Here is a 19289-nt window from a genome sequence, read left to right as displayed (position 1 = left end):
ATACGACGCCGATTCGGCATATTTACCCTGCTTATACAGCAGCCGCGTTGATGACAATACCGTTATAAATTTTCGGCAGTTCGGTAAACCAGCCATCGATAACGCCGTTGAGTGCGTCCTGGTCGCCCCAGAGTATTTTGGTGTTGCCTACCTGTTCCAGCCATCGGAACAGCTTCTGCGTCAGCTTTTGCTGCCGCCACTTTACCAAATCCATTAAAAGCACGCCGGAATTGAAATAACGGCCGTTCTTCAAACCGATACGCCCGCAGCTGCGATCCTCACCCCAGTCACGTACAGCTCCTAAAACTCTGCCCTGCAGATCGGTATGCCACAACGGCAGGATGTCGTCTTTGCAGATGATGTCGGCATCCAGATAGATAAGCCGCTTAACTGATTTTGGCAGCAGATCGACAAACAGATAGCGGTAATACATGGCCTGCGTGATATGACCCGGCGGTACGATAAATGTCATCCCCTCGGTGCTGGTGATCTGGTAGAAGTGCAGTGTCAGGTTACGGTATAACTGCTCCGTCTTTTTTAATCTGTCCATATCCTCCGGCAATAATTCGTCATAGACGATATGGATATTTAAATCATGTTGAATGTTGTTATGCACCAGTGAGGTAATGGTGATCCCGGCGAATCTGCCGAAGTTTTTGTCGATCCCAAAACCGATATGTATTTGTTCTGCCACTTTGCGCCTCCTTTCTTTCCCAGTTCAGTCTTTTTCGGTCTTTACTGCTTTTTGTTCTGCCGCGCTGCCCCCTTAGAAAAACTTGTTTATATCCTCGCAGTTATTACTGCGGAGCTGGTATTGAGAGTTTTTATCCAAGCTGCAAAAAGTACAGCCGCTGCTTTCAGCGGCCCTTACTCAGCTGCAGCAGCTTCAGCAGCAGGCGCACTTCCTCCAGCGAGTACTTCTCCTGTTCGTCAGTTTCTGCGGCGGCAGTTTCAGGAAAACGCTTGCTTTTTGCACCCGCCGCCTGTTCGTCAGCCTCGGCATCATGTGCCTGTGCCCACTCGGCCGCCGCTTTTCTGTCCAGCAGTGTTTCCAGCGTGCAGTCCAAAACATTGGCGCTGCGCACCAGCAGCTTTAGGCTGACCTGCACATTGTTATGCTCGATATTGCTCAGATGGGTCTGACTGATGCCGATACGTTCGGCAAACTGCTGCTGGTTGAACTGACAGGCACCGCGCAGCAGGCGGATATTACTGCCGATACGCGGCAGGCAGCTTTCATCGTACATACTTCACCTCAGTTTTCGAGAATATTAGTATTTTAATTTAAAATATCGAAACCAAAGCATCACTTTTTTTTTTATATCAAAAACATTTGTTATAGTAATAACCGTAATCATTATAGCACGTTTGTACCCCCCCGCAAGACACTTGCTTTGAGCCTGTGTAAAACGTCTGCGAGTCTTGCCCGGCGCATTACGCCAGCGGCTTTAAAACTGTTGACGTCTGCGCGTTTTTTTAAGGCCTAAAAAAACCGCCAGCCGAAGCAAGCGGAAATAATTATTTTAAATTTTTTGCTGATATAGCATAATTCTCTGCTCTTAATATATAAAGGGGATTTTAGAAAACAAAAAACACAGGCTTGCTAGCCTGTGTTTTTTTATGTTTTTAAAGATATTATACAGCGATCAAATCATTAGGACTTGGTACTGCCAAAACCGCCGCCGCGAACAGCTTTGTCAATATCGGCATCTCCGTCTGCTACAAGATATTTATAAAAGATGCCTTGGGCCACACGCTCATTTTTGGCAAGCGCTACAGGTTCAGTCCCCATATTAAGCAACGCCAGCATGATATGGCCCTCGTTATCTGCATTATTATAATAGTCGGCATCAATGATGCCCTGATTATTAACAAGAGAAATATGCTTTTTTACGGCGATGCTGGAACGGATATGCACGCCTAAATATTCGTCATCCTGCATATAGGCCTTGATACCAGTCGGTACCAGCTGCAATTTTCCTGGCAGCAGTTCTATATCTTCCGGCAGACAGATATCATAGCCTGCAGATTTCTGTGTTTTACGCTCCGGCATCGAAAACTCGACCGCAGCATATTTAGTGATTTTTTCAAAGCCTCTTACTTTCATAGTACACCTCGCTTATAAAAAATCCCGCCGAAGGAATCAGCGGGATCTTAAATTTCTTGCTTATTTTTCCAAACCGTTAGCCAAAACAGCTTTGCGGGAAAGGTTGATGCGACCTTTTTGGTCGATCTCGGTTACTTTGACAACGATTTCATCGCCAACAGAAACCACATCTTCAACCTTGCCTACACGTTCGGTAGAAAGTTGGGAAATATGGACCAGACCCTCTTTACCCGGCAGGATCTCGACAAAAGCGCCGAAATTCATAAGGCGGGTAACTTTACCGGTATAAACCTTGCCAACTTCAGCATCAGCAACGATACCGTGGATCATATCAATAGCTTTAGCAGCAGACTCGCTGTTTACTGCAGCGATGAAAACCTTACCGCTGTCGTCGATATCGATTTTAGCACCGGTTTCTTCAACGATCTTTTTGATCATTTTGCCGCCGGGGCCGATTACTTTGCTGATTTTTTCAGGATCTACGCTGATCGTAGTGATTTTCGGAGCATATTGAGACAGCTCTTTGCGCGGTTCGGAAATGCATTCCATCATGATACCCATGATATGATCGCGGCCGCGTTTAGCCTGTGCCAAAGCCTGGGTGAAGATATCTTTATTGATACCGTCGATTTTGATATCCATCTGGATTGCAGTGATACCTTTATCAGTACCGGCAACTTTAAAGTCCATATCGCCCAAGGCATCTTCCAGACCCTGGATATCGGTGAGGATAGTGAAATATTCGCCGTCCTTGACCAGACCCATGGCTACGCCTGCTACAGGTGCTTTGATAGGCACGCCTGCATCCATCAAAGACAGGGTGCTGGCGCAGACGCTGCCCATAGAGGAAGAACCGTTAGATTCCAGAGTTTCGGAAACCAGACGGATAGCATACGGGAATTCGTCTTCGGAAGGAATGACCGGCAGTAAAGCACGTTCTGCCAAAGCGCCGTGACCGATCTCACGACGTCCGGGACTGCGCATGGGTTTGGTTTCACCAACGCTGTACGGAGGGAAATTATAATGATGGATATAACGTTTAGTATCTTCTACTCCCAAACCGTCAAGGATCTGTGCTTCACGCAGCGGAGCGAGTGCCAGAACGTTGAGGATCTGAGTTTGGCCGCGGGTAAAGAGCGCACTGCCATGCGGACGTGCAAGCAGGCCTACTTCGCAGGTAACAGGACGTACTTCATCCAGCTGACGTCCGTCAGGACGGATCTTATCAACGGAAATAGTACGGCGAACGATCTTTTTCACCAGCTTTTGCGTGATGTAAGCTACGTCTTTTGCATTATCAGGATATTTTTCAATGAAAACTTCTGCGATTTCAGCTTTTACCTTAGCAACGTTTTCTTCACGCTCTAATTTATTAGCATCCATCAAAGCTTCTTTCAGTTTATCTGCGCCATAGGCTTCGATCTCGGCAGCGATTTCAGCAGGAGGTTCATAAACAGGAACTTCCATTTTAGGTTTACCGACTTCAGCCATGATTTTTTCCTGGAAGGCTACCAGCTCTTTAATAACGCCGTGGGCAAACCAGATAGCGTCAAGCATTGTTTCTTCAGAAACTTCTTTCGCACCGGCCTCAACCATCAAAATAGCGTCTTTAGTACCGGCAACAGCCAAGTTCAGCAAGCTGACCTTAGCCTGTTCCACAGTAGGATTGATAACAAATTCACCATCGACAAGACCAACGCGTACACCTGCGATCGGACCTTCGAAGGGGATATCGGAAATAGATAAAGCGCAGGAAGCGCCGATCATTGCCGGCATATCCGGAGCATTATCAGGGTCAACAGATACAGCAGTAGCTACTATCTGCACATCATTATGATAACCGTCAGGGAACATCGGACGGATCGGACGGTCGATCAGACGGCTGGTCAAAATGGCCTGCTCGCCGGGACGACCTTCACGTTTGATAAAGCCGCCGGGGATTTTACCGACAGCGTACATTTTTTCTTCAAAATCTACAGTCAACGGAAAGAAGTCTACTCCTTCCCTGGGTGTTTTTGTACCAGTTACCGCAACAACTACTGCGGTATCGCCATAACGAACCAATACGGCTCCATTTGCCTGCTTAGCGATCTTACCGATTTCCATGGTAAGCGTTCTGCCGCCAAGCTCCATACTGTAAGTATGCATTCTTCTGCCTCCTCTAAGTTTTCACAATTTAGGTTACCTGATTGTATTCGCCATAAATTGCGTTTCTCCTTTTACTTTTTTAAATTTTCTTAAAAAATCTTTACTGTAACTCCCTGCTTTTTCTGTAGACAAAACTATATAAAAAAGCACAGGCACTAAGCCTGCGCTTTTAAGCAGTTTGCTTCAGATCATCTTTCCCGCTAATATTTCTCGATAATCCTGATAGTTTTCTTCCAGCAGTCTGGGAGTATCCAGGCCATAAGGGCATTTTGCCTTACATTTACCGCAGTGCAGGCAGTCTTCGATCTTTTTCATCATAGCCTGGGCCTTGTCAGTAAGCTGCGCTGCCTGCGGTGCTCTCCTGATCATCAGCGACATTCTGGCACAGGAATTGATCTCTATTCCTACCGGACAAGGCATACAATAGCCGCAGCCACGGCAGAAACTGCCGATCAGCTCCTGCCGGTCTTTATTGATTACTGTCTGCAGCTCTGCTGTCAGAAGCGGTGGGCAGTCGATATAGTTCAAAAATTCATCCAGTTCATTTTCACGCTGCACACCCCAAATAGGCAGTACATGATCAAATTGCGCCAAATAAGCATAAGCGGCTGCAGAATTATTTATCAGCCCTCCCGCCAGTGCCTTCATGGCAATAAAGCCCATGCCGTGAGCAGCACATGCACGGACAAGCTCCAGTTCCTTCTCAGTCGTCAGATAACTGAAAGGAAACTGCAGCGTTGCATACAAGTCAGATTCTATGGCCTCGCCGGCTACTGCCAAACGATGGTTAGTAATGCCGATGAAACGGATCTTCCCCTGTTCCCTGGCCTGCTGCATCGCTTCATACAAGCCGCTGCCGTCACCCGGTTTAGGGCAAAAGGCAGGATTATGAAATTGATAAATATCTATATAATCAGTTTGCAGCAGGCGCAGACTGGTTTCCAGGTCATTCCAGAATCCTGCTGCTGTAACAGACGGTGTTTTAGTCGCAATAAATACCTGCTCGCGGATACCCTTTAGCGCGACGCCAAGCTTTGCTTCACTGTCCGTATAACTACGGGCCGTATCAAAAAAATTTATACCTCGTTCAAACGCCCTGCGCACCAATTTTACTGCGTCGTCCTGCGGTATCCTCTGGATCGGCAGTGCGCCAAAACCGTTTTTATTGACAGTGATCCCTGTTTTGCCCAAGCTAACTTCAGTCATCGTAACGCCCCATTTCTCACTCGATTTCTACTACAAATATAGCATAGAAATAAATAAAAGTCGAACAAAGCGCCGCAGCTCTATGTTCGACTTCACTTTTGAACCAGCTTTAAATATGCTGAGTTTTAGTAAAAATATTTTTATTAGCTTCGATACTTTGGCTGCTGCCCACAACACACAAATACTTCTCGCTTAGTGTATCCCTGATCAGCGGCGCCAGCTTCTGCAGGTCGGCATTCGTCAGGTCTATGATCTCACTGCGCATTTGCTGCCGCATTGCCGTATCTACCTGTTTTAGATGATAAACTCCAGCCTGCTCCAAACGCATGGAGTTGGTCAGAGGCGTATCCAGACCGCTGATCGTGCCGATGATGTATTTTGTCAGCTCACGTTCCGAGAGCTCCAGTTTTTCGAGCCAGGACGGCATATCATAATATGCCTGCAGCGATTCTTTCAACTTCGGATCACGGTAGGAAGCAAAAAACATGGTCCCGTTACGGTCAAAACGCGCCGTCGCACCGTAAGCGCCGCCCTGTACCCTGATTTTAGTCCACAGATATTCGTAACGCAGGATAGTTTCCAGTACCTTCATTGCGCCGTGGAACTGATAGCCAAATTTGTGAAAATCACCGCCGGCAGCAACATATTGTACCTTGCCGGGTGTCATGATCCCTTCATTTTCTCCCGGCGCCTCTAAAAACTGCGGTGTTTTACCGGCAACAGCTGACTGCGGCAGTAAAGCTGCAAAATTCAGAGCCTGCTCTAAAACCAGCATCCGTTCGCTTTCTTCACAGGAATAAGCCAGAAGATATTTGCTGCTTTCAAAGAAAATACCCAACAGCTGCCTTAATTTGGCTAAGGTATCCTCTGCCCTGCCAGCAAAGTCGGCTGACAGCTCTTTTAAAAATTCGTAATAGCTGAATTGATCCTGTTCATTGACTCGGGCTGCCGTTGAAAAATATGAAGCCAGACGGGTACAGGCTACAATCTGCCCCCGAGAAAAGAAGCTGCTGTCCCAATCTGTTTTTACTTCGTCTAAAATTTCCTGCAGTCGTTTGGCGTCGTCTATTTTACTGCCAAGCGCAACTGCCTGCAGAATGTCGAACAATTTATCCAGATTAGCCGTCAGCGCTTTAGCCTGAACGGTGAACTTGATCGTATAATCGTTAGCGTCGTCGGCAGCTGAGTAAGCATGCATCTGGAAAGAAACACCGCCGGTATATTTGTTAGAGGCCGTGGCCAGCTCCTGATAGGTATACTTGTCGGTATTAAATTTTCCAAGCACATCACTGAGCAGATAACAGTAAGGCAACAGGTCTTTATCAATACCTGTCAGATCAAAATACCAGTTCAGATAAGCTATTTTATTGGTAAAAGCCGGTACATATAAGATATCGTTTGTTCCCAGCTGTTTCAAAACAGTTTCTGTAACTTCTACTTCACGTCTGATATCGCTGCGTTCCAACAGCGGGATCGTTTCCAGCGCCTCGGCAGTATCAGCTGCAGCCTGGCGTTTGTGCAGTTCGCTGCACAGTTCGATATTTTGGGCAATAGTTTCAGTATCCATCGACGCTTTGAGCGCAGCCATTTTTTCTGCCAGTACTTCCTGCTCCCGTTCCTCTTTCCCCTGCTCAGGATTCAGAGTCACTATAACCTTATGGGTATTGTCCAGCAGATAATTTTCAATCAGCTGCTCATAATAACGTGTTTTGATACCTTCGCGCAGCTGCTGTAAAGCCTCAGTATAGCGCAGACCTGCTAAAGGATCTCCGTCATACAGCCAGGAATCCATCACGCTGATACCATAAATCAAGCCTTTGGGATAAGCGCCGAAATCAGCTTCCCGCAGCTTAAATTCCAGATAATTGAGATGTGCCTCTAACAGCTCTTTATCGATGCCATTGATCGTCAGCTGCTGCAGCGTGTGATAAATAATACTGATAAATTTATCGCGCTGTTCCGGTTTGGAACCGGCGGCTTTAATCGAAAAGATCGGCTGGCGGTAGCTTCCGGCATAAGAGCCGCTGATGTCTTTGGCAACACCGGATTGCAGCAACGCCAGACGCAGCGGTGCCGAATTGCCTTCCAGCAGAACACTTTCCAATACTCTTAATGCCATCGAGGTTTTAACATCACGTGCATCACCAGTAACTATATGCAGTTCGTGATAAGTTTTATCTTCGGTAGCTTCGTCAGCTCCAACCGGATAAGTGCCAAGAACTTCCTGCGTTCTGGCAAAAGCATTCTGCAGAGGTATTTCCGAGTTCACTGCGCCGGTGCGTTTAAAGCCGCTCAAATATTCGTCGTTCAGATACTGCAGTGTTGTTTCGATATCCATATCGCCATACAGATAAATAAATGAATTTTCAGGGCTGTAATAAGTGGTATGGAAATGCTCGAAAGCTTCCTGAGTCAATTCTGGGATAGCATCCGGATGGCCGCCGGATTCAAAGCTGTACGGCGTGTCGGGGAACAATGCCTTCATTGCCTCATAGTCAAGCAAAGCATCAGCAGAAGAAAATACGCCCTTCATTTCATTATAGACGACCCCGTTATAGCTCAAAGCGTCCGTCGGTGCCTCAATATTATAATGCCAGCCCTCCTGGCGCAGGGTATAGGGATTTTCATAAATCAGCGGATAAAAAACAGCGTCCAGATAAACATCCATCAGATTTTGAAAATCTTTGGCGTTGCGGCTGGCAACCGGATACATAGTCTTATCAGGATAAGTCATTGCGTTCAGAAAAGTATTCATTGAACCTTTAACCAGTTCTACAAATGGCTCTTTTAAGCGATACTTGCGCGAACCGCACAACACTGAATGCTCTAAAATATGCGCCACACCTGTATCATCATACGGTGGCGTCCTGAAGCTGATCGAAAAAACCTTATTATCATCATTGTTACCTAAATATAAAAGTCTGGCACCGCTGTAAGTGTGCTCCATCACATATGCTTCTGACTGAATCTCGTCGATATAAGCAGCCTGCCTGATCACAAAGCCGCTGTATTGTTTATTTACGTCTAATTTCATTTTTGCCTCCGAATATTTAACATTTGTCATTATTTTATCACAAATCGTCCACACCAACTAAAAAATCTTTGTGACAACTTGTCAAAATAAAATATTTTCTTTATAATAAACTTAGCGACGTTAGATTGACGTTTCTTTGATGTCATATTTTTAGGAGGAGCAATTATGGACCAAACTCGTTTTACTCTGCGTATTCATCCCCTGATTATGAAAAAATTAAAAGTAATTGCTGATCACAACGGCCGTTCTGTCAACAAAGAGATTGAACAGATTTTGAAGTGGATCATCGACGATTTTGAAAATAAATGCGGTAAAATACGTACTGAAGAACTGGATCTGATCGACCACCCTGAAAAAAAAGCTAAAATCGAGCCTGTTAAAGACCGCCCGATGGATATGCTTTTTAAATTGTAAGTCCACAAACTAAAACGCGCATCTGCATTGCAGGTGCGCGTTTTCATTTTATTATTTAAAGTAGTTGACACCGGAAACAAAGATTTTCTGATTTTTATTGCCGGTAATATTGCGATACAGACCATCTACAAAGCGTTCACTGTGGCACATTTTACCGAAAACGCGTCCGTCGGGACTGGTAATGCCTTCGATTGCATACAGCGAACCATTGGGGTTATAGGGCATTTCCATAGTAGGAACTCCCTGTGGGTCTACATACTGCGTTGCGACCTGTCCGTTTTTGAACAGCTCTTTGATAACAGATTCAGGCGCATAGAAACGGCCTTCACCATGAGATACTGCTACCGCATGGATATCACCGGGTTCTACTTCGCTCAGCCATGGAGATTTATTGGAAACGATACGGGTGTCGACGATCTGCGATACATGACGGCCAATATTATTAAAGGTCAGTGTCGGAGATTCTGTTTCCAGATCTCTGATTTCGCCATAAGGCAGCAAACCTAATTTTACCAGTGCCTGGAAACCATTGCAGATGCCAAGCATTAAGCCGTCACGTTCATTCAGAAATTCAGTTACCGCTTCTTTGATCCTGGGATTACGGAACATGGTAGCGATAAACTTACCGCTGCCGTCCGGCTCGTCACCGGCACTGAACCCGCCTGGCAGCATAACGATCTGAGAATTTTTGATCATGCTGACCATCTTTTCTACTGACTCATCAATAGCCTGGGCAGTAAGATTTCGAATGATAAATACGTCTGCAACCGCACCGGCTTCTTCAAAAGCTCTGGCACTGTCATATTCGCAGTTTTGTCCCGGGAATACCGGAATAAAGACCCGCGGTTTTGCTAAGGTCACAGGAGCTGTCAGCGGCAAATCAGCTCTATATAACGGCTGATTTAATTCACCTTGAGCTTTTTCTTCGATTTTATAGGGGAAAATTTCCTGCAGCGGTTCCAGATATTCTTCCTGAGCCGCGTCAAGCCTGATAGCGCTATCGTTGATGGAGATAAACTGTTCTGCTGTCAGATGACCCAGAAGCATACAGTCCAGACCGTCAAACAATTCTTCGATACTGGTTCCGTCTGCCATTTCCAGCACCATACCACCAGGCTGCAGCGTAAATAAACGCTCAGTATCCTGGAACGGTTTAATGAATTCAAAACCCAGCTGATTGCCAAGGCACATAGTAGTAACGGCAGCGGCAATACCGCCTTCTTTTACAGCAGCAGCGGCAAGCACCTTACCTGCCAGAACCGCTTTATGTACAGCACGCATATTTTTACGCAGCGCTGCAAAATCCAAAACTTCAGCATTATCGCGCGGACAGGACAAGAATACCACTTTATGACCAGCTGCTTTAAATTCTGCAGAAACAGCTTTTTCTCCATCGATAACATCAACAGCAAAAGAAACAAGTGTCGGCGGCACTGTTTTATCCATAAAAGTACCAGACATACTGTCTTTACCGCCAATAGCCGGCAAATCAAGCGCGTCTAAAGCTGTAAAAGCACCTAAAAGAGCGCTGAACGGCTGTCCCCAAACTTCAGTATTATTAAGCTTGGGGAAATATTCCTGCAAAGTCAGACGCAGTTTATCAGGGTCAGCACCCAGGCATACTGCACGCACAACAGACTCAACTACTGCATACATTGCGCCGTGGAACGGGCTCCAGCATGCAACATCAGGATGATAGCCGCAGGCCATGACAGAAGCGGCAGTAGTCGTGCCATTGAGCACCGGCAATCGGCAAACCATACCTTCGCTCGGCGTAAATTGTGTTTTTCCGCCGAATGGCATCAATACCGTGCCGCGGCCAATAGTGCTGTCAAAACGTTCGGAAAGTCCTTTCTGACTGCAGACATTTAAACGGTTTAAATTTCCCAGCCAGGCTTGTTCCAGAGAAGCAGCTTTATTAACACATTCAGGTACTTTATCAAAAGCATTTTCGCCTTCAGCAGCTTTAACTGTGATATTAGTATGCTGCGCTACACCATTGGTATCGAGGAATGCCCGTGCCAAATCAACGATTTTTTCTCCGCGCCAGTACATAACCAGACGTGGGTTATCAGAAACCTCAGCTACAACTGTGGCTTCCAGGTTTTCTTTATCAGCATGTTTAATAAAATCATCAAGATCTTTGGCTTCAATTACGACGGCCATACGTTCCTGCGATTCAGAAATCGCCAGTTCCGTACCGTCAAGCCCTTCATATTTTTTAGGAACTTTATCAAGATTTACGACCAGACCGTCAGTCAGTTCACCAATAGCAACGGAAACGCCGCCTGCACCGAAGTCATTACAGCGCTTAATCATCGCCGTAACAGCAGGGTTACGGAACAAACGCTGGATTTTACGTTCTGTAGGAGGATTACCTTTCTGGACCTCAGCACCACAGGAAAGCAGCGAATCTACAGTATGTTCTTTAGACGAACCGGTTGCGCCGCCACAGCCATCACGTCCGGTACGGCCGCCCAGTAATACGATCAGATCGCCTGCAGACGGACGTTCACGACGTACAGTATCACGCGGAGCAGCGCCAATAACAGCGCCGATTTCCATTCGTTTAGCAACAAACTTATCATGATAATATTCCTGTACATGACCGGTTGCCAGACCTATCTGATTACCATAAGAACTGTAACCGGCAGCAGCACCGACAGTTATTTTTCTTTGAGGTAATTTACCTGGCAGAGTTGCTTCGATCGGTACGCGCGGATCAGCAGAACCGGTAACGCGCATAGCCTGATAAACATAGGAACGTCCTGAAAGCGGATCGCGGATCGCACCTCCCAAACAGGTAGCTGCGCCACCAAATGGCTCAATTTCCGTAGGATGATTATGCGTTTCATTTTTAAACATAACTAGCCATTCTTCTGTTTTACCGTCTATTTCTACCGGAACAACGATCGAGCAGGCATTGATCTCTTCAGAAACGTCCAAATCGTCAAGTTTACCTTCCGAACGCAGTTTTTTCATACCGATAACAGCGATATCCATCAATGTTACCGGGCGCTCGGTATCCTCTCCGTAAACAGCATCACGGGTAGCCATATACTTATCGAAAGCCGCTTGAATAGGTTTATTATACTCGCCAGCTTCAATTTCAACATCTTCTATCTGCGTCATAAAAGTCGTATGACGGCAGTGATCGGACCAATAAGTATCAAGTACTTTTATTTCGGTAATAGTAGGTTCACGGTGTTCTTCATTAAAATATTTCTGACACCACATCATATCTTCCAAGCTCATTGCCAGACCCATTTCCTGGCGCAGCGCTTCCATTTCATCGCTGTTCTTGGTCAAAAAACCGGCAACCGACTTGATCCTGGCAGGTTCTTCACAGGTTGCGATCAAAGTGGCAGGTTTCTCCCACTCTGCTTCCCTGGCTTCAACAGGATTTATACAGTAGCTTTTGATTTTAGCGAGTTCTGCTTCGGTCAAATTTCCTTCTAAAATATAAATTTTAGCAGAAGCTACCATCGGACGTTCTTTTTGCGTAATCAGCTGAATAGCCTGTTCGGCAAAATCCTCCCTTTGGTCATATTGTCCGGGAAGATATTCCACGGCAAAAGCACAGCAGCCTGCAGGCACTTCAAAAATTTCGTCAGTAACAATATCTACCGGAGGTTCCGACAACACTATTTTTCTTGCAGCAGCAAATTCTTCATCACTGACGCCCATCACGTCATAACGATTTAAGATTCTGATGCCTGTCAGATTTTTCATGCCTAAGTTATTGCGCAGATCGGATAATAATCCATGTGCTTCAACAGCAAAAGCATCTTTCTTTTCCACAAAAATACGTCTGATTGTACTCATAAACTCAGCCTCCAAAATAAGATGCGGTTAAAAATACTCGTTAATATAATTATGACACTTGGGAAACAGCCTGTCTAACAATGAAGCCGCTTCCTGATTATGTATCTTCAGCCTGTTTTCAGCAGCCAGTTCCTGTACGGAAAACTGACCAAAATATAACTGTGTAAAGGCTGCTACATCCATTTCAATATCCTGCATATCCACTGTACTCTTAATATTGATCTGACTGGCATTTATTTCCAGTTTCAATAACCCGTTATTAAGAGGCAGGGTTTTATCATTTATCAGCAAAGATAATGTTCCCTGTACATCTGCAGCTATGTCAGTCAGCTGTAAAAGTGCCTGACGCACATTAATGCAGCGTGCCATCATAAACGGCTGCAAACTGCCAGCATATTTCTGATCCTGTAAATGCAGATACGTTTTATCCCAGACTTCTGCCAGCCAGCTGAAATTTTCAGCTTCAGTAACATGCTGTCTGGCAAACTGCAGCAGAGAATCACGCGCCGCTGTTTCTTCTGCCATAAGTTCCTGCACAGCAAATGTTTTATCATCAATACTGTAAAACATATAGCCAGCAACTTTTTCGCCGCGTTTAACAAGCACCGCTTTAATCTGTTCACCCTGATGAACTGTCAGTAAATGCAGCCAGTTTTTTAAATCACGTTTTACTACGCCGTGATAAGCTGCAGTCACGGTATCATAGACCTTTTGGAAAACTTCGGCCTTCTCCAGTCCGGTTCGGTGCAGTGTCATATCAGAAACTTTATCGCCTTTGGGTAATGCGGCCAAAGGCATCTCGTAACGATGCCTGTAATAACAGTAATCAAACTGATATGGACGGTAAATACCGGCACTGATCGGCATTAATAAAACAAATGCCTGACCCTGAGCCCGTAAAACCGAAAAAGCAGTTTCCAGAAGCGGAGCAAATAAATGTCTGCCCCTGTATTCCGGCGCTGTTGCAACGCCGACAATATAAGGCAATTTCAAATCCCTTCCACGCAAATTGATAGTATAAGGGTTCAAATGCAGCATATTCATCAAATTGCCGGATTTTTCATCAAAGCCGCCAAGCACCATATTTTCTTTTAAGCAGTATTCATTAAAATACCACTTAAAAAAAGGAGTATCGTTTTTTTCAAAGCAATAATCCCATAATTCCATTATTTTAGGTAAAGTTTCGTCATTAATAATACGAAAATCCATATTTACACCTATTTAAAAACAGACGAATATTTTTTGATCATAAATTCAGGATGATATGATTCCTTAGCAGTACGCAGCCCTTCATGCCCCATATCTTCTTCTCTGTTTAAATAAACTACATCCCCCCATGCATGTTCGGCAAATTCTTTATTGATTGCCGCATAAATACCACGGATATCAGGATTTGCTTTTTCTACATGCAGAACGGCCGTGTCGTCATTGATTTTTTTACCGAAGCTGAATGCTTCAATTTTTCCGTTGACACGGATAGCGCCGCCGCGCAAACCAAGTGCTTCAAAATTATCGATCGCTTCATGGATAGCACATTGCTCACAGCGCAGGCTCTCGTCTTCGCCAACACGTTTTTCGCACCATTCATCACCAAAAGCCTTGCACTCTTCGTAATTCTCTGGTCCGATCGGTTCGTAAACATAATCGGGATATTCTTTTTTAAACGCATTGTAATGATTTTTTTTACCATGATATTTACGCCCAGACAAACTAGCCAGTTTTTCACGCAAATAAACATAATCCCAATTATCACGATCTTCAATAAATTCCATCTCTGGAAAAGCTTTTGCCAGCCGCTCTTTGCCATCGTCATAAATACCATGGATCTCAAAAGGCTTGCCTTCATGATATTCTTTAATTTCTGCAAACAATTTAGGCAGATCTTCATCTTTACCGCCAAAAGGCTGCAAAAAGAAATCCACTTCGTTGCGTTTCACCTTGATCACCAGAAAGTCATGTACTACTGTCCAGTAAATGCCATAACAGTCCTGCCATACAAATAAATTTGTAAACGCACATTCAGAACCCCGTTGGTCAGGACGTGATAAATAACTTTCGAACAAAGGCCTGTCAGCCAATGTTATTTTTTTTAGTTCTAAAATAAAAAGGACCTCCTTAAGATACACAACTTTCCTATTCTGATATTATACCATAAAACTGTCTATTTACTAAAGAAAAAACCAATTGCCTAAGCAATTGGTTTTTTAACTTCATTAATTATTAGCCTTTGCGAGCATTGAAGCATTCGCGGCAATATACCGGACGATCCATGGAAGGACGGAACGGTACTTCGGTGTCTTGACCGCATTCTGCGCAAGTAGCATGGAACATTTCGCGAGCCGGGCGCTCGTTGTTGATGCCCATACGTTGTTTGCGAGCTTGACGGCAACCAGGGCAACGGCCGGGTTCATTTGTGAAGCCTTTTTCTTCGTAGAATTCTTGCTCGGAAGCAGAGAATACGAATTCGGTGCCGCATTCACGGCATACTAAGGTTTTGTCTTCTTTCATTGGTTAATCACTCCTTACATTAAACATACCCCATAAGGACTTATAGATGTTACCACTGCTTCCTCATGTTGCGTATGTAGCATGGAAGAAGTTCGGAACCCTACCCGGACCACTGAGATATACTATAAGCAGTATATCTAAAAAAAAGATAAAAGTCAACAAGAAATGTACATTTTAAAATTTATAATTATTTAGGATATTTTATTCCGTCGGAGTTTACATTATCATTTAAATAATGTGTATCATTTACATACTCAATTGTAAAGCGGTCCTGCCATTTACCAATACAGGTTGTGCTGGCATTATGTACGCCAAACACCCACAGTTTATTGATATCAAGCCCCAGTAAAAGGCAAAGCTGTACTCTTATAACGCCGCCATGAGAAACAATTGCTATATTTTTATCGCTGTTATTTTTAAAAAGGTCTTCACAGACAGAACGAACCCGCAATGCAACATCGTCGAATGATTCCCCGCCTGGCATTCTGCACTGTGCCGGCTGTTTAAAAAACAACTCTAACTGATCACTCCATTTTGCTTTGATCTCATCATAGCTCAAACCTTCCCATTCGCCAAAACAAACTTCCTTCAGTTCATCTAAAGGCTGAACAGTAAGTCCATGAGCTTCAGCCAAAGGTGCTGCAGTCTGTCTGGCTCGCTGCATGGAGCTTGAATAAATTTCGTCCAATACAATATTTTCATAATGCTGTCCCAATGCTGCAGCCTGACACAGACCCTTGCTGTTAAGAGGATTATCTATGTGCCCTTGAAATTGAAATGTTTTATTAGCTTCTGTTTCTCCGTGCCTTATAAGATATATCTTGCCCATATTGCCTCCTTATTATTTACTTTTTACCTGTACTGAATGCGCAAATTCTTCCACTTCAGCATGTACTCCTGCTTCAGCAAATGTTTCCATTTCATTATACGCCTTAATGCCTGCATCAAACAAGGTAAAAGCTAAAACTGCGCCTTCTCCCGCCCCACTGTTAATATCCAACTTTAGCGGTGCAGATAGCTCCAGCCAATTCAATAATTTTTCCATACCCGGTTCTGCCGACACATGCCCTGCCATACAATATTCAAGAACTACCGGAGCTAATTTGCAGGCTCCGACAGCAGCCAGGCATGTAGCGATACCATCCAGCATTACAGGTACCTTGCAGGCAGCAGCCTGTAAAACAGCACCAGTCATAGCGGTTATTACCGGATCGTTAAGCTTTTGCAGAAATTCAATTCCTTCCAGCCGTAAAAATGCTTCTGTTTGTTCTGTAAGAGTATATTTTTCCAGACTTCCCAAGGCCAGCATTTGCAGTTTATCACTGACAATATATTCTTTTGTCAGAATAGCGCCTTCTTCAAGCGCTTCCTCAAGATTACAAGATGTGACCAGCAATGGGTAAACCTCTGCTTTAGCTTCTCGTGCCAGCAAAACAACAGGCAGCTCCTCCTGCATCGCTTTAGCAACAGAATCTGTGTCAGCACTCCACAAAAACAAAGCTTTTTTAGGATATTGAACAGATTTTTTATCAGCACTGCCGATAATACCGGCGTAACGCGAAACCATAGCTTCCAGTTTTGCAAGTGAACCGACCGGTTTGATAAGATTGTCAAATCTGTTTTGTGCTTCCGCTACTTTTTGACGATCGATTGGTTTTATTTGTTCAATAATATTATTTATATCCATCTTTAAACCTTCCTTATCTTAGTAAGAATACTGCTGTCAGTAAGTAAATCACATTGCCGCATTCAGTCAGTGCACCATATGTATCACCGGTAAGTCCGCCTAACTGTGTTTTTAAATATTGCGCTATTATCAAAGTGACAGTAAAACATATTCCTGCCACCGCCAGATATTGTAAACCACAGGCCGCAATAATACCTGCGCATACTGCAAAAGCAATATACGTATAAAATGGTTTGGCATACTTGGTAAACATATGCCCTATTCCTTCTTTACGCGCATAGGGAAAATTGACAATAAAAACTACCATAAAAGTTCGTGTCGCAACGGACATCGTCAGTAAAACCCAGGTCAGTGTTTCACCGCTAAGTTCAAGATAGGCAGCTATTTTGAGCAGCAGCAAAATAATTATTGCCAATACAGCATTAGAACCAACATGGCTGTCTTTCATTATTTCCAGCATTCTCTCGCGGCTGCGGGCAGAAAAAACGCCGTCAGCAGTATCCATAAAACCATCGTACATCAACCCGCCGGTAATAATGATCTCGGCCAGCAGCAAAAGCGTTACCCGTAAAAAAAGCGGCGTTTCGATATAAAATAGGCTATAGTTTACTGCTGCCAAAAGGAATCCGATAACCAAACCTACCAGGGGAAAATACGGCACACTGCGCGAAAAATCTTCGTCACGCCAATCTGTCCGTTTTGAAAAACGCACTCGCGTCAAAAATTCCAGGCAAGTGATAAAATCACGCATGCATGCCACCACGCTTATACAGTTCTTTATAGGTATTGATCGCCATCTGTAAAATAACAATCGCCAAAGACGCTCCTGTACCTTCGCCAAGACGCATACCCGCGTCAACTATCGGCGTAAGTCGCAAAACCTCCAGCATCTTTGCATGTGATATTTCAGCAGAAAGATGTGAACAAAGCATATAATCAGCACAGGCTGGTTCAAGTCCGTATGCAAGCAAAGCAGCGGCAGTCGCATTTACACCGTCTACCATTGTAGGAATACGGCGTCTGGCGCCAGCTAAAATCATCCCCGCCAACCCGGCATGGTCATAACCGCCAACCTTACAGAGGATGTCCATGGCATCGCCCAAACGTGGTTGATTTTTAGCCAGACCATCAGCGACGACCTTTCTTTTTATCGCCATGCGTTCATCGTTGATACCAGTTCCCCTTCCTACTGTAAGCTCGGGCGGCAACCCCAGAAATGCAGAAACGATTGCTGCGGTCGATGTAGTATTCCCGATTCCCATTTCTGCTGTTACTAATAAGTTATAACCTTTATCAATACATTCATCTGCTACCTTCATACCAACTTTCAATGCTTTTTCGGCCTGCTCCACTGTCATGGCCGGTCCCTGTGTAAAATCTTTTGTACCCCAGGCAACCTTCTCCTGATGAACTTTAGGCATTGCACTCAAGTCAAAAGCCGTACCTGCATCGATCACAAAAACATCGGCACCGGCATGACGTGCCATAACGTTAGCGCCGGCAGTTTCTCTCATGTAACCGTTTATCATCTGCATAGTTACTTCCTGCGGATATGCGCTTACGCCATATTTGGCAATTCCATGATCGCCGCACATTAACAGCATTGCACTTTTGATTTTATCAGGCAATGCCGTCCCAGTCATGGCAGCATATTTTTCAACCATTTCCTCCAGCTTACCTAAACTATGCAGCGGCTTATCCATTTTAGCCCAGTTATTTTTTATTACTTCTGCAGCGTTGCTATCCAACGGTGGAATCATTATTTTTTCCATTGCTCTGCTCCTTCATCATCAAAACTAAATGCCATTTTCTTTAGATCAACAGCTTGACCGGCGACACAATAAAAGACCCTGTCACATACATCGGCAACCTGCTGGTTTATCCATCCGGCAAGATCTCTGTACTCACGTGCCATAACATTATCCGGTACGATACCACCGCCAACTTCATTAGTAACAAATACTACCAGTTTTTCTGTTTTTCTGGCGGCTTCCAGTAATTTTACAATTTCACCTTTGACAAATGTTACCTTTTCTTCAAAAGTTCCTGCAATTGCAACCTTGCCATACATCAAATTACTCATATACAAAGTAAGACAGTCAAACAAAATTGCATCCGCTTCCTTACCTGCCTCAACCATCACCTGTTCGGCAGCATAAGGTGCTTCATAATTATTCCATCTTTGGGGAGAACGACGTTCCTGATGTAGCCGAACACGTTCAGCCATCTCGTCGTCAAAGATTTCAGCCGTAGCTATATAAGCGCATTTAGATCCATAATGCAAAACAAAACGCTCTGCGAATTCACTTTTGCCGCTTCGTGCACCGCCAGTTACTAAAATCATTTCTTTACACATCCTT

Annotated in this window: 16 protein-coding genes; 1 reads left to right on the top strand and 15 read right to left on the bottom strand. The window is 44.6% G+C overall.

The genetic code is table 11. The features are described 5' to 3' along the window. Window positions 1–31: 31 nt before the first annotated feature. From C8D73_RS00250 to C8D73_RS00225, 6 genes are all read right to left on the bottom strand, one after another. A complete protein-coding gene (locus tag C8D73_RS00250) occupies window positions 32–694 on the bottom strand; it encodes a glycosyltransferase family 8 protein (protein ID WP_113076955.1) in 663 nt (220 codons plus the stop codon). 163 nt (window positions 695–857) lie between these two features. After that, a complete protein-coding gene (locus C8D73_RS00245; protein ID WP_113076954.1) occupies window positions 858–1247 on the bottom strand; it encodes a helix-turn-helix domain-containing protein in 390 nt (129 codons plus the stop codon). Between the two features lie 407 nt (window positions 1248–1654). Further along, window positions 1655–2107: a dCTP deaminase/dUTPase family protein gene (locus tag C8D73_RS00240; protein WP_113076953.1), complete on the bottom strand. Its 453-nt coding sequence runs from the start codon at window positions 2105–2107 to the stop codon at window positions 1655–1657. Window positions 2108–2167: 60 nt separating this feature from the next. Further along, the gene (locus C8D73_RS00235; RefSeq protein WP_113076952.1) at window positions 2168–4255 is read right to left on the bottom strand and encodes a polyribonucleotide nucleotidyltransferase; all 2088 of its coding nucleotides are present in this window, start codon (window positions 4253–4255) and stop codon (window positions 2168–2170) included. A gap of 183 nt (window positions 4256–4438) precedes the next feature. After that, the gene (locus C8D73_RS00230; RefSeq protein WP_113076951.1) at window positions 4439–5461 is read right to left on the bottom strand and encodes an aldo/keto reductase; all 1023 of its coding nucleotides are present in this window, start codon (window positions 5459–5461) and stop codon (window positions 4439–4441) included. A gap of 109 nt (window positions 5462–5570) precedes the next feature. Beyond that, window positions 5571–8495: an insulinase family protein gene (locus C8D73_RS00225; RefSeq protein ID WP_113076950.1), complete on the bottom strand. Its 2925-nt coding sequence runs from the start codon at window positions 8493–8495 to the stop codon at window positions 5571–5573. A 165-nt stretch (window positions 8496–8660) separates the two neighbouring features. On the opposite strand from C8D73_RS00225, the gene C8D73_RS00220 reads away from it, so the two are divergent. Beyond that, a complete protein-coding gene (locus C8D73_RS00220; protein ID WP_021718537.1) occupies window positions 8661–8909 on the top strand; it encodes an Arc family DNA-binding protein in 249 nt (82 codons plus the stop codon). 51 nt (window positions 8910–8960) lie between these two features. Here C8D73_RS00220 and C8D73_RS00215 read toward each other — a convergent pair whose 3' ends face one another. The 9 genes from C8D73_RS00215 to cobU all read right to left on the bottom strand — a co-directional run bounded on the left by C8D73_RS00215 (window position 8961) and on the right by cobU (window position 19285). Further along, the gene (locus C8D73_RS00215; protein ID WP_113076949.1) at window positions 8961–12734 is read right to left on the bottom strand and encodes a phosphoribosylformylglycinamidine synthase; all 3774 of its coding nucleotides are present in this window, start codon (window positions 12732–12734) and stop codon (window positions 8961–8963) included. 27 nt (window positions 12735–12761) lie between these two features. Then, window positions 12762–13943 carry a GNAT family N-acetyltransferase gene (locus C8D73_RS00210; RefSeq protein ID WP_113076948.1) on the bottom strand — a complete coding sequence of 394 codons (1182 nt, stop codon included), beginning with the start codon at window positions 13941–13943 and terminating at the stop codon, window positions 12762–12764. Window positions 13944–13951: 8 nt separating this feature from the next. Beyond that, entirely contained in the window at window positions 13952–14797 is an 846-nt protein-coding gene (locus C8D73_RS00205; RefSeq protein ID WP_113077344.1) for a DUF2156 domain-containing protein, read from the bottom strand. Window positions 14798–14954: 157 nt separating this feature from the next. Continuing rightward, on the bottom strand, window positions 14955–15242 hold the full coding sequence (locus tag C8D73_RS00200; protein ID WP_021718541.1) for a zinc-ribbon domain containing protein: 288 nt from the start codon (window positions 15240–15242) through the stop codon (window positions 14955–14957). 187 nt (window positions 15243–15429) lie between these two features. Further along, window positions 15430–16071 (bottom strand): alpha-ribazole phosphatase, encoded by a 642-nt coding sequence (gene cobC / locus C8D73_RS00195; protein WP_113076947.1) that lies wholly within the window; start codon window positions 16069–16071, stop codon window positions 15430–15432. A 12-nt stretch (window positions 16072–16083) separates the two neighbouring features. Next, window positions 16084–16929 (bottom strand): nicotinate-nucleotide--dimethylbenzimidazole phosphoribosyltransferase, encoded by an 846-nt coding sequence (locus C8D73_RS00190; RefSeq protein WP_113076946.1) that lies wholly within the window; start codon window positions 16927–16929, stop codon window positions 16084–16086. A 13-nt stretch (window positions 16930–16942) separates the two neighbouring features. Next, complete coding sequence (gene cobS / locus C8D73_RS00185; protein WP_113076945.1) at window positions 16943–17680, bottom strand: adenosylcobinamide-GDP ribazoletransferase; 738 nt, start codon at window positions 17678–17680, stop codon at window positions 16943–16945. Continuing rightward, entirely contained in the window at window positions 17673–18701 is a 1029-nt protein-coding gene (gene cobT / locus C8D73_RS00180; RefSeq protein ID WP_113076944.1) for a nicotinate-nucleotide--dimethylbenzimidazole phosphoribosyltransferase, read from the bottom strand. The genes cobS and cobT overlap by 8 nt, the downstream gene beginning before the upstream one ends. Next, window positions 18689–19285: a bifunctional adenosylcobinamide kinase/adenosylcobinamide-phosphate guanylyltransferase gene (gene cobU, locus C8D73_RS00175; RefSeq protein WP_113076943.1), complete on the bottom strand. Its 597-nt coding sequence runs from the start codon at window positions 19283–19285 to the stop codon at window positions 18689–18691. Before cobU ends, cobT begins: the two co-directional genes overlap by 13 nt. Window positions 19286–19289: the final 4 nt, after the last annotated feature.

It is taken from the genome of Phascolarctobacterium faecium DSM 14760, assembly GCF_003269275.1.
In the GTDB taxonomy this organism is placed as follows: Bacteria; Bacillota; Negativicutes; order Acidaminococcales; family Acidaminococcaceae; genus Phascolarctobacterium; species Phascolarctobacterium faecium.
The sequence above is the reverse complement of the archived record's forward strand: the minus strand, read 5'-3'. Positions and strand labels throughout refer to the sequence as shown.

What these genes read in the sequence shown, in the direction of transcription:
- C8D73_RS00235 (WP_113076952.1), bottom strand. Translation starts at nt 4,255, where the DNA reads ATGCATACTTACAGTATGGAGCTTGGCGGCAGAACGCTTACCATGGAA.
- C8D73_RS00220 (WP_021718537.1), top strand. Translation starts at nt 8,661, where the DNA reads ATGGACCAAACTCGTTTTACTCTGCGTATTCATCCCCTGATTATGAAA.
- C8D73_RS00230 (WP_113076951.1), bottom strand. Translation starts at nt 5,461, where the DNA reads ATGACTGAAGTTAGCTTGGGCAAAACAGGGATCACTGTCAATAAAAAC.
- C8D73_RS00200 (WP_021718541.1), bottom strand. Translation starts at nt 15,242, where the DNA reads ATGAAAGAAGACAAAACCTTAGTATGCCGTGAATGCGGCACCGAATTC.
- C8D73_RS00240 (WP_113076953.1), bottom strand. Translation starts at nt 2,107, where the DNA reads ATGAAAGTAAGAGGCTTTGAAAAAATCACTAAATATGCTGCGGTCGAG.
- cobC (WP_113076947.1), bottom strand. Translation starts at nt 16,071, where the DNA reads ATGGGCAAGATATATCTTATAAGGCACGGAGAAACAGAAGCTAATAAA.
- C8D73_RS00215 (WP_113076949.1), bottom strand. Translation starts at nt 12,734, where the DNA reads ATGAGTACAATCAGACGTATTTTTGTGGAAAAGAAAGATGCTTTTGCT.
- cobT (WP_113076944.1), bottom strand. Translation starts at nt 18,701, where the DNA reads ATGGAAAAAATAATGATTCCACCGTTGGATAGCAACGCTGCAGAAGTA.
- cobU (WP_113076943.1), bottom strand. Translation starts at nt 19,285, where the DNA reads ATGTGTAAAGAAATGATTTTAGTAACTGGCGGTGCACGAAGCGGCAAA.
- C8D73_RS00210 (WP_113076948.1), bottom strand. Translation starts at nt 13,943, where the DNA reads ATGGATTTTCGTATTATTAATGACGAAACTTTACCTAAAATAATGGAA.
- C8D73_RS00225 (WP_113076950.1), bottom strand. Translation starts at nt 8,495, where the DNA reads ATGAAATTAGACGTAAATAAACAATACAGCGGCTTTGTGATCAGGCAG.
- cobS (WP_113076945.1), bottom strand. Translation starts at nt 17,680, where the DNA reads ATGCGTGATTTTATCACTTGCCTGGAATTTTTGACGCGAGTGCGTTTT.
- C8D73_RS00190 (WP_113076946.1), bottom strand. Translation starts at nt 16,929, where the DNA reads ATGGATATAAATAATATTATTGAACAAATAAAACCAATCGATCGTCAA.
- C8D73_RS00245 (WP_113076954.1), bottom strand. Translation starts at nt 1,247, where the DNA reads ATGTACGATGAAAGCTGCCTGCCGCGTATCGGCAGTAATATCCGCCTG.